The 15,347-nt window shown below is 34.6% G+C and carries 18 protein-coding genes and 3 pseudogenes; 5 read left to right on the plus strand and 16 right to left on the minus strand.

Going from position 1 to position 15,347, the window contains the following annotated elements:
• Nucleotides 1–242: 242 nt before the first annotated feature.
• A complete protein-coding gene (locus ACUL40_RS09275; protein ID WP_000860832.1) occupies nt 243–590 on the plus strand; it encodes a winged helix-turn-helix transcriptional regulator in 348 nt (115 codons plus the stop codon).
• A gap of 48 nt (nt 591–638) precedes the next feature.
• On the opposite strand, the pseudogene ACUL40_RS09280 reads toward ACUL40_RS09275, so the two are convergent.
• The 5 genes and pseudogenes from ACUL40_RS09280 to ACUL40_RS09300 form a co-directional block, all read right to left on the minus strand.
• Nucleotides 639–1,377: pseudogene (locus tag ACUL40_RS09280) on the minus strand (GntR family transcriptional regulator).
• 32 nt (nt 1,378–1,409) lie between these two features.
• On the minus strand, nt 1,410–2,471 hold the full coding sequence (locus tag ACUL40_RS09285; protein ID WP_059303568.1) for an oxidoreductase: 1,062 nt from the start codon (nt 2,469–2,471) through the stop codon (nt 1,410–1,412).
• A 212-nt stretch (nt 2,472–2,683) separates the two neighbouring features.
• Complete coding sequence (locus tag ACUL40_RS09290) at nt 2,684–3,856, minus strand: cyclopropane-fatty-acyl-phospholipid synthase (protein WP_059303567.1); 1,173 nt, start codon at nt 3,854–3,856, stop codon at nt 2,684–2,686.
• Between the two features lie 291 nt (nt 3,857–4,147).
• Entirely contained in the window at nt 4,148–4,474 is a 327-nt protein-coding gene (locus ACUL40_RS09295) for a winged helix-turn-helix transcriptional regulator (protein WP_000816335.1), read from the minus strand.
• A 190-nt stretch (nt 4,475–4,664) separates the two neighbouring features.
• Nucleotides 4,665–5,009, minus strand: a complete 345-nt coding sequence (locus ACUL40_RS09300) for a winged helix-turn-helix transcriptional regulator (RefSeq protein ID WP_065212051.1) — start codon at nt 5,007–5,009, stop codon at nt 4,665–4,667.
• Nucleotides 5,010–5,422: 413 nt separating this feature from the next.
• On the opposite strand from ACUL40_RS09300, the gene ACUL40_RS09305 reads away from it, so the two are divergent.
• Nucleotides 5,423–6,433 (plus strand): aldo/keto reductase, encoded by a 1,011-nt coding sequence (locus ACUL40_RS09305; protein ID WP_000040527.1) that lies wholly within the window; start codon nt 5,423–5,425, stop codon nt 6,431–6,433.
• 77 nt (nt 6,434–6,510) lie between these two features.
• On the plus strand, nt 6,511–6,927 hold the full coding sequence (locus tag ACUL40_RS09310; RefSeq protein WP_000951521.1) for an SRPBCC family protein: 417 nt from the start codon (nt 6,511–6,513) through the stop codon (nt 6,925–6,927).
• A 45-nt stretch (nt 6,928–6,972) separates the two neighbouring features.
• Here the strand turns inward: ACUL40_RS09310 and ACUL40_RS09315 are convergent, their stop codons facing one another.
• From ACUL40_RS09315 to ACUL40_RS09335, 5 genes and pseudogenes are all read right to left on the minus strand, one after another.
• Nucleotides 6,973–7,539, minus strand: coding sequence for an SGNH/GDSL hydrolase family protein (locus ACUL40_RS09315; protein WP_065212052.1), 567 nt, complete (start codon nt 7,537–7,539; stop codon nt 6,973–6,975).
• A gap of 15 nt (nt 7,540–7,554) precedes the next feature.
• A complete protein-coding gene (locus ACUL40_RS09320; RefSeq protein WP_013142076.1) occupies nt 7,555–8,382 on the minus strand; it encodes an MBL fold metallo-hydrolase in 828 nt (275 codons plus the stop codon).
• Nucleotides 8,383–8,407: 25 nt separating this feature from the next.
• Nucleotides 8,408–8,503 (minus strand): annotated as a pseudogene (locus tag ACUL40_RS09325) (DUF7010 family protein); the annotation flags it as partial.
• A gap of 42 nt (nt 8,504–8,545) precedes the next feature.
• Nucleotides 8,546–9,394 (minus strand): phosphotransferase, encoded by an 849-nt coding sequence (locus ACUL40_RS09330; RefSeq protein ID WP_002204735.1) that lies wholly within the window; start codon nt 9,392–9,394, stop codon nt 8,546–8,548.
• A 187-nt stretch (nt 9,395–9,581) separates the two neighbouring features.
• Nucleotides 9,582–10,331: a Nif3-like dinuclear metal center hexameric protein gene (locus ACUL40_RS09335; RefSeq protein WP_001022442.1), complete on the minus strand. Its 750-nt coding sequence runs from the start codon at nt 10,329–10,331 to the stop codon at nt 9,582–9,584.
• Between the two features lie 83 nt (nt 10,332–10,414).
• Between ACUL40_RS09335 and ACUL40_RS09340 the strand changes: the two genes are divergently transcribed.
• On the plus strand, nt 10,415–10,624 hold the full coding sequence (locus ACUL40_RS09340) for a hypothetical protein (protein ID WP_000801653.1): 210 nt from the start codon (nt 10,415–10,417) through the stop codon (nt 10,622–10,624).
• 32 nt (nt 10,625–10,656) lie between these two features.
• On the opposite strand, the gene ACUL40_RS09345 is transcribed toward ACUL40_RS09340, so the two are convergent.
• The 4 genes and pseudogenes from ACUL40_RS09345 to ACUL40_RS09360 all read right to left on the minus strand — a co-directional run bounded on the left by ACUL40_RS09345 (nt 10,657) and on the right by ACUL40_RS09360 (nt 14,010).
• Nucleotides 10,657–11,556 carry a PhzF family phenazine biosynthesis isomerase gene (locus tag ACUL40_RS09345; RefSeq protein WP_000849321.1) on the minus strand — a complete coding sequence of 300 codons (900 nt, stop codon included), beginning with the start codon at nt 11,554–11,556 and terminating at the stop codon, nt 10,657–10,659.
• Nucleotides 11,557–11,602: 46 nt separating this feature from the next.
• Nucleotides 11,603–11,695, minus strand: a pseudogene (locus ACUL40_RS09350) (GNAT family N-acetyltransferase); the annotation flags it as partial.
• Nucleotides 11,696–11,839: 144 nt separating this feature from the next.
• Nucleotides 11,840–13,333: a class I adenylate-forming enzyme family protein gene (locus tag ACUL40_RS09355; RefSeq protein ID WP_079004674.1), complete on the minus strand. Its 1,494-nt coding sequence runs from the start codon at nt 13,331–13,333 to the stop codon at nt 11,840–11,842.
• A gap of 143 nt (nt 13,334–13,476) precedes the next feature.
• On the minus strand, nt 13,477–14,010 hold the full coding sequence (locus tag ACUL40_RS09360) for an NAD(P)H-dependent oxidoreductase (RefSeq protein WP_048538105.1): 534 nt from the start codon (nt 14,008–14,010) through the stop codon (nt 13,477–13,479).
• 124 nt (nt 14,011–14,134) lie between these two features.
• Here ACUL40_RS09360 and ACUL40_RS09365 point away from each other — a divergent pair, with 124 nt between their 5' ends.
• The gene (locus ACUL40_RS09365) at nt 14,135–14,458 is read left to right on the plus strand and encodes a winged helix-turn-helix transcriptional regulator (RefSeq protein ID WP_001072958.1); all 324 of its coding nucleotides are present in this window, start codon (nt 14,135–14,137) and stop codon (nt 14,456–14,458) included.
• 193 nt (nt 14,459–14,651) lie between these two features.
• Here the strand turns inward: ACUL40_RS09365 and ACUL40_RS09370 are convergent, their stop codons facing one another.
• Nucleotides 14,652–14,807 (minus strand): hypothetical protein, encoded by a 156-nt coding sequence (locus tag ACUL40_RS09370; protein WP_001121201.1) that lies wholly within the window; start codon nt 14,805–14,807, stop codon nt 14,652–14,654.
• A 94-nt stretch (nt 14,808–14,901) separates the two neighbouring features.
• Nucleotides 14,902–15,177, minus strand: coding sequence for an ArsR/SmtB family transcription factor (locus tag ACUL40_RS09375; protein WP_000660066.1), 276 nt, complete (start codon nt 15,175–15,177; stop codon nt 14,902–14,904).
• Between the last annotated feature and the right edge of the window lie 170 nt (nt 15,178–15,347).

Below are 15,347 nucleotides of genomic sequence, written 5' to 3' on the forward strand. Positions count from 1 at the left end.
GGATTATATTCATCCTAATAAAAAGTACGTACTTTAAAGTGTTATAGGTACTAAAAAGTAACATATGCATTTTTAAGTGCCGTTCTGCTTATTTCTCTCTTACATCGGTTATTATGACCGATATTTAGCACAATAAATAGTACGCACTTTAAAGTGTTATAGGTACTAAAAAGAAATAATTTTAGTATTGCAACGGATGTAGGCTCACAACTGTAATCTAAATTCATCAAAGGAGTTTTTTTATGAAGACATACAATATTCCTGTAGAAGCGACTTTAGAAGTTATTGGCGGAAAGTGGAAAGTTGTTATCCTTTGTCATTTAAAAAAAGGAACAAAAAGAACGAGTGAATTAAAACGTTTAATGCCTGGTATTACGCAAAAAATGTTAACGCAACAATTACGGGAACTAGAAGAAGATGGTGTAATCCAAAGGAAAGTATATGACCAAGTACCACCAAAAGTAGAGTATTCTTTAACGGATTACGGTTCGTCTTTAGGAGCTATACTCGATTCCCTCTGTTCCTGGGGAGAAGTTCATCTTGAAAAAACCGGGAACACATCCATGCTGATTACAGCAGATGAATCATAACTGTAGAAGACATAAAATAGGTTGAGACAATGCTTGCCTCAACCTATTTTATGTCTCTTTATAATTTTTTTGCCGTAATGACTGTTTCAAACTCAAAGGTTTCCGGTAGATGATCTGCATAAGAATATTCAAAAGTTCGTCCATCCGTTAAGTAAGCTACTTGCTCAACTCGCATTAGGAAATCCTGATTTGTTAAGTTCATAAACTGCTTTTCCCTATCATCTGGGCGAATCCCTTTAACCCTGACAACAGATGTCCCTACTTCAAGACCAAGTTTATTTTGAATATGTGAGTATATCGACTCCTCTAAAACAGAAGCTTCAACACCTGGGATAACCGAAATTGGCATCCATGTATGCTCCATAATCGTCGGAATGCTGTGAATGATGCGGAGGCGAATGATTTTATAGACGAAATCACCAATTGAAACTCCCAATTTCTCAGCAACTACTTCATCAGCACCTACAATCGCAAACTCGATAATTTTACTTTCTACCTCACTACCGTAAACAGCTTTCGTACCTGTTAAAGTTTGAATCATTCGTGCCTTTTCCTGCTGATGCCAATCTTGTACCACTGTTCCACTTCCGCGCCGACGGATAATGTAGCCGTCTCTTACTAATAGATCCAGCGCTTTTTTAATCGTAAGTGCTGAAACATCGAATTCTTCAGCAAGGACGGAGCTACTCGGAATTTTTTCGTTGATTTTATATTCACCGTCTAAAATTTGCTGTTTAATCTTTTGATAAATGCCGAGGTATTTTACTTGTGTTGATCCGCTTGCCATTTCCATACCTCCTTTATACTGCAAACTCTCTTCTATTCATTCAAATGTAAAGCCTCAAGTTTGTAAACTGAAGGTGATGGGGCAGCAAATCCATTTTCCAAGATTTCAATATTCGTTACTGCTTCTTCATCTTTCACAAGTTTTGGTGCACCATTTACAATTGTGTCATACGCTGCATCATAGAAACGACCGTAATCACCAAGCGGCGTTTTAATTTGTTTTTCAATCCAGTCACCATTTGCATTACGATACTTAGCAATTCCATAATACATCGGCGAATCTTCACCAAATCCTGCACTCTCAGGCATAATACCCGCTTTCAAATCATTTTCCTGCTGATCTTCACCGTATTTAATAAAAGAGCCATTTGTTCCATGAACGATAAAGCGTGGATAATCTTTTGCTACGATATGGTTCGTTTTCAGCTTAATCTTCAACTGATTTCCATAATGTAGACCAACATCGAAATAGTTATCAACCGCACCTTCCACTTCATTATTACGAATATCGTATGTCACTGTATTTGGACGGCCGAATAGTGAAATCATGCGGTCCATCGTATGAATACCTAAACTGTAAAATGAACCTTCTTCTTTTGGAGCTTCATGAGTGATTGAACCAGGACGGAAATAATCAATATGTGATTCAATCTCAATAATATCACCAAGGAATCCTTGTTCAACTACTTGCTTTACAGCTAAAAAATCACCATCAAAACGGCGGTTTTGATAAGGCATAACGACTACACCTTTCTCTCGTCCTAATGCTAATAATTCTTTGGCGTGTTCTACTGTATCGCAAAATGGTTTTTCAACGATAACTGATTTTCCGGCTAGTATAACTTTTTTTGCTAATTCATAATGCGTATGTGCTGGCGTACAGATCGTCACGACTTGAATTTCTTTGTCATTCAACAATTCGTCCAAATCAGTAGTGAAGTAAACACCTTTTTCCTCATATGGAGCCGCTAATTCTTGATTTATTTGACGTACAAAAATCGTTTTTACTTTTATATTATTACGTGTCTTTAGATAAGGTAGGTGATAACGGTTAGCTGATTTTCCAAATCCAATAAAGCCCATTGTTAATGTCATGTTCTTCAACTTCCTTGCTCATAAATTTTCGTTTCTACATTTATTATATATTTTTTCTTTAAAAGTATATAGTTTTAATTTTAAAATTATATACTAAAAAGTCGAGATAGAAATCATTTTCTGATTCCCATCTCGACTTTACGTTATAGACTTATATCCTATCATCATTTTATTTATACTCAATGACTTGAGAGCTACTTGGTTACATGCTCTTATTCATACATATACGAACGTGTCATCGGAATTGTATCATTAATCCCTTTTGAAAATACAAATTGATGTAAATCAATATTACCTGTAAAGAACGAAGCTGCACATGCATTTAAATATAAACGCCACATGCGGATAAATCGCTCATCTTTCGTTTTACGAACTTCCTCTAGTACGTTTTCAAAATTTCGAGCCCAATGTTGTAATGTTTTTCCGTAATGTCTACGTAAGCTTTCTACATCCACAATAAAAAATTGTTCGTTTGTCATGTTCGTGATTAATTCGTTCACAGCAGGAACATACCCACCAGGGAATATATATTTTTCAATCCAACCATTCGTAGCACCACCATTAGCCGGAGAAGTAATGCAATGCAGCAGAGAAATCCCGCCATCATTTAATAGTTTGTTAACTGTTTCAAAGTATTGCGTAATGTTGTCTTTTCCTACATGTTCGATCATACCTACACTAACAATTTTATCAAATTTATGATTCTTAATATCGCGGTAATCAAGTAAAGATACTTCAACTAAATCCGTAAGTCCCTCTTGTTTAATTCGCTCAGAAGTCTTAGCATATTGTTCCTCACTTAACGTTACTCCCATCGCTTTCACACCGTACTGTTTAGCGGCAGCTGTAATGAGTTCACCCCACCCACAACCGATGTCTAATAGCGTATCACCTTTTTGAAGGTTCAACTTTTTCAAAATATGATTCACTTTATTATGCTGCGCTGTCGTTAAAGAATCTTGCTCATTTTGGAAATATGCACAAGAATATGTCATTGTTTCATCAAGCCATAATTTATAGAAATCGTTCCCAATATCATAATGATGAGCAATATCATCTTTATTTTTTTGTTTTGAGAAATTCCATTTACTTTTGAAATATTGCAACTTACTATCACCTAAAAAGCTATCCTGCCTTTTATAAATAGATTGAATTGCTTTTTCAAGGTTACCCTCTATTTCAAGATCCCCATTCATATATGCTTCACCGAATGCAATAGAAGGATCCTTAGCGATTTCTTTTTTTGAAAGTGGCTTATGGAATGTTATGTGAAATTGAGGTTCCCCTTCGCCATATTGGATTGTTTCTCCATTCCAAAGTGTAATTTGAACTGGATCTGAAAACAGATTTTTGAGTATTTTTTTATAAAAAAGTTCTTCAACCATAAAAACATCTCCTACTAAAAAATTGAACAAAAAACTATACTAGTTAATAAGTCTTTTTGAACATAGCTTAAAATCGTTATTGTACTGACTTCTTGCTACGAGTGTCATTATAAAACGGTTATATTATGAAGCATAGTACGTACTTTAAAGTGATGTAGGCACTTTTAAGTACCCATGACTGAAACAGGTCCTCAAAAATTTTACTTTTCATCATAACAACTTTCTAAAGTTTTAAAACGAAAAACACCACCTCGTCATTAGGTGGTGTTTTCAATATTACATATAGAGATTTCACTTAACTTCTGTGTTTTTTCTATCTATGCATCGTTCTCCCCATACGGTCAATTGATTTAATACATTTTGCAAAGACCACCCATAATCAGTTAAGGAGTATTCTACTCGGGGTGGAATTTCTTTATAGATTTCACGTGTAATCACACCATCATCTTCTAGCTCACGTAATTGTTGCGTCAACATTCTAACAGAAATTTCAGGAATTAGACGCTGCAACTCGCTCGTTCGCTTTGTTCCTTTCGTTAAGTGACATAAAATGACGACTTTCCACTTTCCCCCGATAATTTCTAAAGTTGCTTCTATCGGTATATTGTATTGTTTCACACGATCTCCCTCCTTTTTTCTAAATTTCTTCTCTATTGTTACGTAAAAACAAATAATTTTCTATACGGCACATTTTAGTTCCTACAGCACAAAAAAGTACCTATATTACAAAAAAGTAATTATGCTGCTTAAAAATCTCCCTCTATACAAAAAGAAAAAACGAACGTATTCTCGTTCGTTTTTTCTTTCTTTATTCAACTGCGGTTATAAGCATAGACGTGTTACCATTCTTTTCAAGATGATTTTCTCCCCAGTTACAAAGAGTATCGAGTATAGAATCTAAAGAATGACCGTAATCAGTTAAAGAGTATTCTACTTTTGGTGGCACTTGCTTATACACTTTTCTCTCGATTACACCATCTTCTTCTAATTCACGTAATTGTTGCGTTAACATCTTTTGTGTAATACCAGACATTAATTGTTTTAATTCGCACGTTCTCTTTTTGTCTTTCTTTAAATGACAAAGGATAACTACTTTCCACTTTCCACCGATAACCTCTAAAGTTGCCTCTACAGGAATATTGTATGTTTTCATATAAAAATCTCCTTTAATAATTTTATAAGACAAATAAGCTAAAATATTTAAATATTACTTTTAAGTATCTATAGCACCTTAAAGTACGTACTTTTTACCCTGTTAAACATGTTTCATAATAGCATACGTAAACAGCAGATGAGTAGTACGGCACCAAAAAGTACCTGTATTACTTTTTAGTATCTATATCACTTTAAAGTACGTACTTTTCATTATGTAAAATACATTTCATAATAGCATTTGTAAGGGTTGAGTGAGTCATGCAGTGTTAGAAATTACCTGTTAGTACCTTTACTTTAAAGTGAGTATTTTTCTCATACATTTTGTCAGACGATAAAATGACATGTTTTCATTTTCACATCCATTCACAGTGAATAAATATTTTTCAAATACATTTTAGGAGGATATCTATAATGAGTAAATTACTAAAAGAAAAAATCGGGTTTGGTACAGCACCACTAGGAAATATGTACCGTAATATCCCAGAGGAAGAAGCAATCGCTACAGTGGATGCTGCTTGGGAGAATGGCGTTCGTTACTTTGATACAGCTCCACTTTATGGATCTGGCTTAGCGGAGATTCGTCTTGGTGAAGCACTATCAAAAAGAAATCGTGATGATTACTTTTTAAGTACGAAAGTAGGTCGAACTATTTCGGATGAATTAGAAGATCCATCTGCACGTGATTTAGGTGAAAAAGGCGGGCTTTTCGAATTTGGTCGCAAAAATAAAATGATCAATGACTATAGCGCAGATGCAACACTTCGTTCTATCGAGCAAAGTTTGAAACGTTTAAAAACAGATCGTCTAGACTTTGTTTTCATTCATGATTTAGCACAAGACTTTTATGGTGATGCGTGGATTTCACAATTTGAAATTGCTCGAACAGGAGCATTCCGTGCGCTAACACGTTTACGTGAAGAAGGAGTCATTAAAGGCTGGGGGCTTGGAGTAAACAAAGTAGAATCAATTGAACTTATGCTTGATTTAGAAGAAGCGAAACCAAATATATCCTTATTAGCTGGTCGCTATTCATTATTAGACCACGAACGTGCATTGCAACGAGTAATGCCTGCATCTGTAAAGCATAATATGGATATTGTTGTTGGTGGCCCATATAGCTCAGGTATTCTTGCTGGCGGCGCTCACTTCGAATATCAAAAAGCATCGCCAGAAATTATTGCAAAAGTTGAGAAAATCAAAGCTCTTGCAGATCGTCACGAAATCAGCATCAAAGCTGCTGCATTACAATTTTCACTAGCAAATCCAGCAGTTGCTGCCGTTGTTCCTGGGGCAAGTAAACCGGAACGAATTGTAGAAGACCAAAACGCCTTAAATACAGTAATTCCAGCAGCATTCTGGGAAGAAATGCGCGAACAAAAACTAGTAGCACCTAATGCACCACTACCAATCAACGTAAAATAATTTGAAACCTTAATCAGTGGGGTCATCCCACTGATTATTTGCTCGCAAATATCGAGATAAAAAGGAGCGTAATGAACATGGCACATACTACTACATCTATGGAAATTTTCGGTTCACCTGAACAAGTATGGCAATTAATCGGAGGTTTCAACTCCCTTCCAGACTGGTTACCTTATATACCTAGCAGTAAATTAACTGAAGGCGGTCGTGTACGTCATCTAGCTAATCCAGATGGCGATACAATTATAGAACGCTTAGAAGTATTCAATGATAAAGAACGCTACTACACGTATTCAATCATGAATGCACCATTCCCAGTCACTAATTATCTATCTACAATCCAGGTGAAAGAAGGTACTGAAAGTAACACATCGTTAGTAGAGTGGTCTGGTACATTCACTCCTGTTGAGGTTAGTGATGAAGAGGCAATAAATCTGTTTCATGGTATTTACAGCGATGGACTGAAAGCATTACAGCAAGCATTTCTAGATTAATTTACTAAAAACAATGAAAAGCAAAGCGATATCGCTTTGCTTTTTTTATAAAATCCCTTTTAACTTTTCACCAATTAACTTCGCTAGATACTCATAACCTTCTGGACCAAAGTGTAATCCATCTTTTTCATCATTTTCTACAAACCTTTTATAATTCAGTTCTTGAATCATTTCAGCATACAAATTTAGAAAATAGCTTCCTGTTTCTTTTGCCACTTTCTCCACCACGTCTGCATACTGACAGAGCACTTCATTTGTTCTATTATGCTGCCTCTCTTCATCAACTGGCGCAGGGCTAATAAGCAGCACTTTACCTGACGAAATATGGTTCACAATCTTCTCTAAATTTTCTTTGTATGCTTGTAATGACACTTGAGAAAAAGAAACTGCATCATTCGTACCAAGAAAAACTGTTACGAAATCTGGTTTATATGATATTACATCTTCTTCAATCCTATTTAACGCATCGAATGTATTATCACCTGGAACACCTGCATTCACTACTATCCAATTCGGAAACATCTCTTGCAAACGTGGTGTTAATCTCGGCATTCCATCATAAAATGTTTCATCAGCTGTAATACTATCTCCAAAACATACTAACGTTTTCATTAAGCTACTCTCCTTTTACGTATGAAACAACTTTCCTTCTATTGCTTTTATATATCTTTCAGCAGAACGTTCAACTGCCTCATTTGCATTTTCCTTTACTACTCGATGAAAAGCGTTGTATAAACGATTAAACTGTAACGGCTTCACTCGATTCACCATTTCTTCCACTTTCCTCGCTGGTAGTGGAATTAAGTTTGGATAGCTGTACATAAAGCTTACCCACCGCTCATCTGCTACAACTTGAATAATATCACCTGTTAACAAAATCCCTTTTCCATCATTACCTTCTTCCCAATGCAATACAGAACCACCACTAAAATGTCCTCCAAGACGATGTACAGTAATCCCATCAGCTAATTGTAAAGACTCACCAGACCAATAAATAATACGACTACTCGGACGCATCACCCACTCTTTATCATCTTCATGTATATAAATTGGTACATCAAATGTCTCTGCCCATTCTACTTGCGTTGAATAATAATGAGGATGAGACAATGCAATCGCATCTAATCCGCCAAGCTCTTTTATTTTCGTAATTGTCGTTTCATCTAAATACGTAATACAGTCCCACAGTAAACGATATGACTCTGTTTTCACTACAAATGCCGTTTGACCGATCGCAAATCCTGGTTTTGTTGTAATACTATAAAGTCCATCTTCCTCTTCGATTATTTCATTTTTATATGTATCACCAATTTGTAAGCTTTCTAGTGTCGTCCAAGATTGTCCTTTTGGATTCACATATTGCCTCTCTTCATCACAAATATGACAACTCACCGGTTCTTCTACACTCGCTGCATACTGCACGCCACACGTTGTACAAACGTAATTTTTCATCATAATTCCCCCTATCCCTAAATTTTTATTAAGCTGCTTTTTTATGTTCAATTAATAAACTTATAAAAGTAAGTAAATAGACAAATGTAACCGATAATGGAATTACAGTAAATCCTTTTTCGCTTCTACAACATTCATCTCACCATTTCCCCTAAAAATATTTGTACTATAAAGTCACCTCAACCTCACCCATCCAATAACGCCAAGCTGCTAAATAATCTTCTAAATCTTTCGGGTGGTGCCGTAAACATGTATCTATACGCAAATATAATCCTATGACTATCTCTTCATATAAATCACGGTCATTTTTATGAAATACACATTGTTTCATCGCATAACCAATCGTTTCTTTTGTTAAATCTTCCGGAGTTGAACAGAACGCATAAATTAAATCATATATAGGATCTCCTAACACTGGTAAAGGATCAATTACACCGTGCAGTTTATTCTCTTGAAATATAAAATTATGAAATCCAAGATCACCATGCAATAAAAATGGCTGATTTATTCCAGTCCCCCTACTTGGACTATTTGCTAACTTAAAAACCGTTCTATACGCTTCCTCACTTATGTAACGTCTTACATTTTCATGAGCTTCCATCACATTTGTCGTTAAAAATTCATTCCAAGATTGAACTAGGTTTTCTTTCCATCCCCAGCCATCAATCTCTGTAGCTACTTCATACTTATTGATAACTTCCTTTACAAGTTTACAAAGAACGCTCCGTTTATGGCCTAGTTTGCAAAAAGTTGTGCCCTCAAGGAATGAGTAAACAATATAGCGATTTAAAGGTTCCTTATAAAAAAGCTTTGGAAATAATTCATCCTTTTTATAAAACTGAAGAAAATAAGCTTCTTCACGTATGACATCCGATTCATTCAACTTTACAACGTATTGTTCATCTAACAAATATATAGTACTTGTTGTTCCCCCGTTTAACACTTTTACACTATTTGGATAATGTGAAATCACTTTCTCCTTAACTAGTTGTGCAGTGATTATTGAAATATCCATTCTCTCACCCTTTAACTCCAAATATTCCCTTAATTCAAAAGACAACTTTACTATTATTTGACAAACATAAGGGAATCCCTCCTAAAAATCTTAATATAACAAAAGATAATTTTATTTCATTGCAACTGCGTCTTTCAATATTCCATCATATAGTTCATTCCATTGATGGTAATGCGATGTAATTTCTTCACTCCAAATGTTCTTCATTTAATCTAGTAATTTCTATTGAATTATCTCTTTCTTTTAACTTATGAGCCAAACTTTCTACACCAAACACTTCTGTAAACGTATGACTGCCTACAATTAAATTAATCCCTTTAAATTTCGCATGTTGCACTGTATATAATGTTTTTTCACCTGTTATGTACGTGTCACACCCTTTTTCTAATGCACGTTCAATCAAATTTGTATTGTTTCCTGCACCGGTTAAAATCGCAATCCGTTTTACTGGTTTATCGTGATTTCTCCAGCTCTTCACTTTCTCTTCCATTCTTTCTTCAAGTTTTCCAACTAAGTTTGAAAAAGGAATCGCTTCTTTATATTCTCCTATTCCCGGTAGTTCTTCTTCCTCATACGTGGAATATTCCAGTATTGTATCTATCCCAATTCCGTTAAATAACGATGTACATGTGCCAAACTTTACAAAATCTAACGGCAAATGAACCCAAAAATGATTCATTTCATATTGCTTCAATTTCTCAATACAAGCCTCTTCCATACCAAATAAAAAACTCCACGGCGCATGATGTGTAACTATCATATCGACTCCATTTCTATACGCTTCTTCAATAGTTTCTAACGTTAAATTTGTTGTGTAACCGATTTTGTGAAATTCATCTTTACTTATATGAGTAAAACCATATTCATCATCGCCGTATTTATGAAGATGCTCTCCAAATAGTGATGTTATATGTTCGTTAAACTGCTTTATATTCATTTTATTTCTTCTTTCATTTACTTTTATATTTCAAAAATAAGGAAATACTAAATAAAAACGTTACATACATATAGGAGGACACCATGAAACCTGAATTTTTAAAAGCTGTACATGATGCCATTGGAAACGTCGAACATATTCATATAGAAGAAAGCGGTGCTGACAGCTTACTTATCCATCATGATGATGCACAGCAATTACAACAAGTCGCTAAAACGCTAGAAAATAACAATTTTCGCTCTGCTTTAAGAACAACTGGAGATGCTTCGTATATTGAAGTGTTGAACAGATAATGAAAGTCCGGATGTATGCCGGGCTTTCTTTTTTATATTAAAACTTCAAACTCTTTCACATACACCGCTGTTCCAGCAATATCTATTTGTAACTTTTCGTTTTCTATCCCTTTCGTTACATAAACAGTTACACGACCATCTTTATTTATTTCCTGTCCTTGCTCAACGATTAAGTCCAATTCATGTTCAAAATCTTTCTCTAAATACTCCGCATAATACGCTCCCATTACACCTGAAGCTGTTCCTGTCACTGGATCTTCAATCGTCCCAGCATAAGCTGATGAAAAATGACGGCCATGCATTTGTGCTAGTTCATCATAAGTTTCTAGACAAATTGGGTGAATAGAAGCATTAGGTATTTCTTTTAATACCGATGGAAATGCAGCATTATTAGGTTTCATTCTCTCACACGCATCTAGATTTTTAATCGGCACAATTACAGTCCAGTTTCCTGTACTTCCATATACTATCGGTAAACTTACATCTAAATCATTTACTTCTAAACCAATACTATGAGCTAATTCTTCTTTTGAACCTGCAAAATCTTTAAACTGAGGTGCTGTCTGCCTCATTTTAATAAAGGTTTCTCCATTTTCATTTACACCTATTTGTATCGGTAAAATCCCTGCCTTCGTTTCAATCGTAAGGTTACTTTTCTCTTCTAATAAACCTTTTTCGCGCAAGGCATATATCGTCCCTACTGTCCCATGACCACATAAATCCATTTCAAAACCAGGTGTAAAATAGCGCATTCTTATATCTCCTACTTCTGAGGAAAGAACAAAAGTTGTTTCGTTATATCCAACTTTTTCAGCAATAATTTGCATTTCCTCTTCCGTTAATCCATCTGCTTCTAATACAATACCTGCTGGATTTCCCTTATTTGGTTTATTCGTAAATGCGTCATAATGAAATACGTTTATAGTCTTCATTTTCTTTTCCCCTTATTTGTCCATTTCTTTATTTTTATAATCAATAAGAAAATTGATCTAACCAACTTTCATAATCATCATTTTGGAACGGACGGATCATCAGTCTCTCTGTCTCTACCTGTAATAGCGGCAGCTTCATTTATATCTCTTCCCTCAATTGTTTTTCGAATATTCTTTATTATCTTACACAAAATACAAAATCTAGTAAATCATTATGTTTTTGGTACATAAAAACCCAGTCATGCCTTATACATAACTGGGTTCTCCATCGTTTTATAATTTTCTATTTCACAAGAACTACATCTCGTAATTCCCTCTTCAACACTTTTCCTAAAGCGTTTTTCGGTAACTCGTCTATGAATACTACTTCTGGTATTTTATAACTTGCTAACTTCTCCTTACAATACTGAATAATACTTTCTTCTGTTAATGTTGTTTCGCCATCCTTCACAATGTAAGCTCTTGGAACCTCTCCCCAAAAGTCATCTGGAACTCCAACTACTGCAACTTCTAAAACACCATGTATTTCATGAATAACATCTTCTACTTGATCTGGATATACGTTGTCACCACCGCGTATAATAACGTCTTTATATCTTCCCATAATATGCAGGAATCCATCATCATCTATCATGCCAGCATCGCCCATGTTAAACCAGTTATCTTTTACTACCTTCTTTGTCGCCTTTTCATTATTCCAATACCCTTTAAACATGTATGGACTTTTCACATGAATCTCTCCAACTTCATTTGTTGTTAGTTCATGTCCTGTTTCCGGATGAACAATTTTCACCTCTACATTTTTCAAGGTCTTTCCTACAGAAGACATCTTTTCTTTTCCCATCATTGGATGCCATGAGGTTACAACCCAACCTTCTGTACTACCATAACCTTGCACCATATATATTCCTTTTTCCATATATTTTTGAATGAGTGTTTCTGGCACTTTTGTACCACCGCTTTGTGCTACTTTAAAGGTTGAAATATTACGTTCTTTTTTATTTAATTCATCAAGCATGTAACTATAAACAGCAGGGAACGCAAGCATCGTAGTAATTTTCTCTTCTTCAATCTTATCCCAAATAATAGCAGGATTCGAATCAGCTAAGAAAATCATCGTAACGCCATGATAAATACAATTTAAAATAGAAAGCACGCCACTCATATGGAACAATGGATGCACAGATAAAAAGCGTTCACCTGCTGGGATTTCTCTTTGTCCCGCAATTTCAGCAAAATAGTGATGTAAGTTTTTATGTCCAATTACACATGCTTTCGCCTGTCCAGTCGTTCCTGAAGTAAATAAGTAAATGGCGTCGTCTTCTTCATGAACTTCTACGTTCGGTTCTGTCGTTGGCTGTTTTTGCAGCTCTAATTCAAATGAACCAAAACCTTCTTTTGTCGTTTGAATTACATAAGGAATTTCTTTAACAGCATCAACATTTAATAACACTTCACTAAATTCTTCATCAATAACTAACACTTTTAATTTCGCTTCTTTTACAATCGTTTCTAATTCATATACAGTAAGCTGATGATTTAGCGGAATAAATACCGCTCCAATTTTTAAACTTGCCATCATAACACTTGGAAATGGGTGATTATTTTTGCATAGTATTCCTATACGATCTCCTCTTTGCACACCATTATGTAACAAATAATGTGCAAGCTGATTTACTCGTTCATTATATTGCTGAAACGAATATCTTTTCTTCCCTCCTACAAGCGCTTCCAAATTTGGTGACTGCATTGCTCTCTTTTGTAATAATTGTCGCATCGTTCTCAAGTAAAACTCCCCTTTATATATGTTAGGTTTTTTATTTTACCAGATTAACTATTAATTTACTAAAGATTACACTTGGTGAATATAAGAAGAATATAAAATAGCCATTTACTTCACAAGTAAATGGCTATTTTTCATTATATATTAGAATACTTCTTGTTCATTACATATTGCACATACTCAGGTGCACTTTTATCAATCTCTTCATCACTTAGTTTATATTCTGCACCATATAAATAAAAGGAAGGTATAAATTCCATACCTGTATATAGGCATGTAGCTTGGAATGGTTTCGTCAACTCATCCATTGTAATCCCACTATTTTCATAGTCTTTTTCTAATCCACCTATAGAAATAGCTACACCAAATTCTTTCCCCTTCACTTTATCTCCTTGTGATCCGTACGCAAATCCATATGTTAATACATCATCGAACCATTTTTTTAATAATGGTGGTGTGCTGTACCAGTAAAGCGGAAATTGAAATATATATCTGTCATGTTCTACTAATAACTTTTGCTCTTGTTCAATATTAAACTCCCAATTTGGTGCCACCTTATATAATTCATGCACCGTAATTTCATCTGAATGTTTCTCAAGTTCTTCTATCCATCTTTTATTAATTTTTGATTTTTCAATATGAGGGTGTGCTACAATTACAAGTGTTCTCATCATTTTCCAGCCCCTTTATAAATTAATCAATCCTTTACGTATTAGTATGAATGAGTTACATATAATTGAAAAGTACGTACTTTCAGGTACTATAGGAACCTTGAAGTACCTTTGGAGGTGTTATATGAATCAAAATGATGATTGCCCAATTGCAACAACACTCGATGTAATCGGTGGAAAATGGAAAGTTCATATTTTATGTATTTTGTCGGATGGAAAAATGCGAACAAATGAAATTAAACGAGAAATCCCAAACATTACACAAAAGGTTCTTACACAACAACTTCGGCAACTTGAAGCTGATGGGATTATCTATCGTACCGTATATCAAGAAGTACCACCAAAGGTTGAGTACACCATAAGTGAATACGGAAAATCTTTAATGCAAATAATGAATGATCTGTTTGAATGGGGAAAAGATCATCAAATTAAAAGATTACATGACTAAAAAAGCACTATATACTTTGTTTCATCCTCTACGTTCATATTTTTTATTTCTATAAAGTTTATTTTCATCATTTTTTAGCTAACTTGTTTTCTTAGATTGATGGACGTGACCCCACATCCATCAATCTAAAAAGATACAATTAGAAAAATGAGATTTCTATACAGTTTCGCATATAAACACTACTTCCGCCTCATTAAGCGCTCGCTCTACTTTTTCTAATCTCAATTGTACGTAAGCTATAAAGAAGCACCCCTAAACCGAGAATTTTTTCATTATTAGACGCATTAGAACCTAAGGTAATAGTAGGTACATTTAAACCCATAAACCTTTCACTCCATTCTATAGGCATATAAAAAGATACTCCTTAAAAATAAAAAACGCTATTCTCTCTGTAAAATCATAGAAAAGAATAGCGTTTTTTATTTTGAAATAGAAGTCATTATTTAAACTAAACATGCTAATATTGATTTTGTGCGATTGTCAGTTACCTCATAATAAATTTCTAATCCTTTCCGAGTACCTGTAACCATTTTAGCAGCTTTTAGTTTAGATAAATGTTGACTAATTGTACTTTGAGGCATTTGTAAATCCCCATACATTGTTGTTACATTAGTAGGACCTTTTGCAAGCATTATTTTTACTAAAGATAGACGAACTGGATGCGCCAATACCTTTAACACCTCAGCGATTTCTTGAAACATTTCTTTTTTTTCTTTCATCTTATTTCTCCCCTTTTATATACATATTTATGTTATCCATATATATAATTCGAAGGTATATGCGTTTTTGTGTCCGTCATTTTAAAAAAATATAAAAAAACTTTAATCCGAAACTAAAGGATTAGCTTAACATACTGTCTCACTATTCATAATGAATAGGAATCTCGTTA

The sequence above is a fragment of the Bacillus sp. KNSH39 genome (assembly GCF_052656585.1).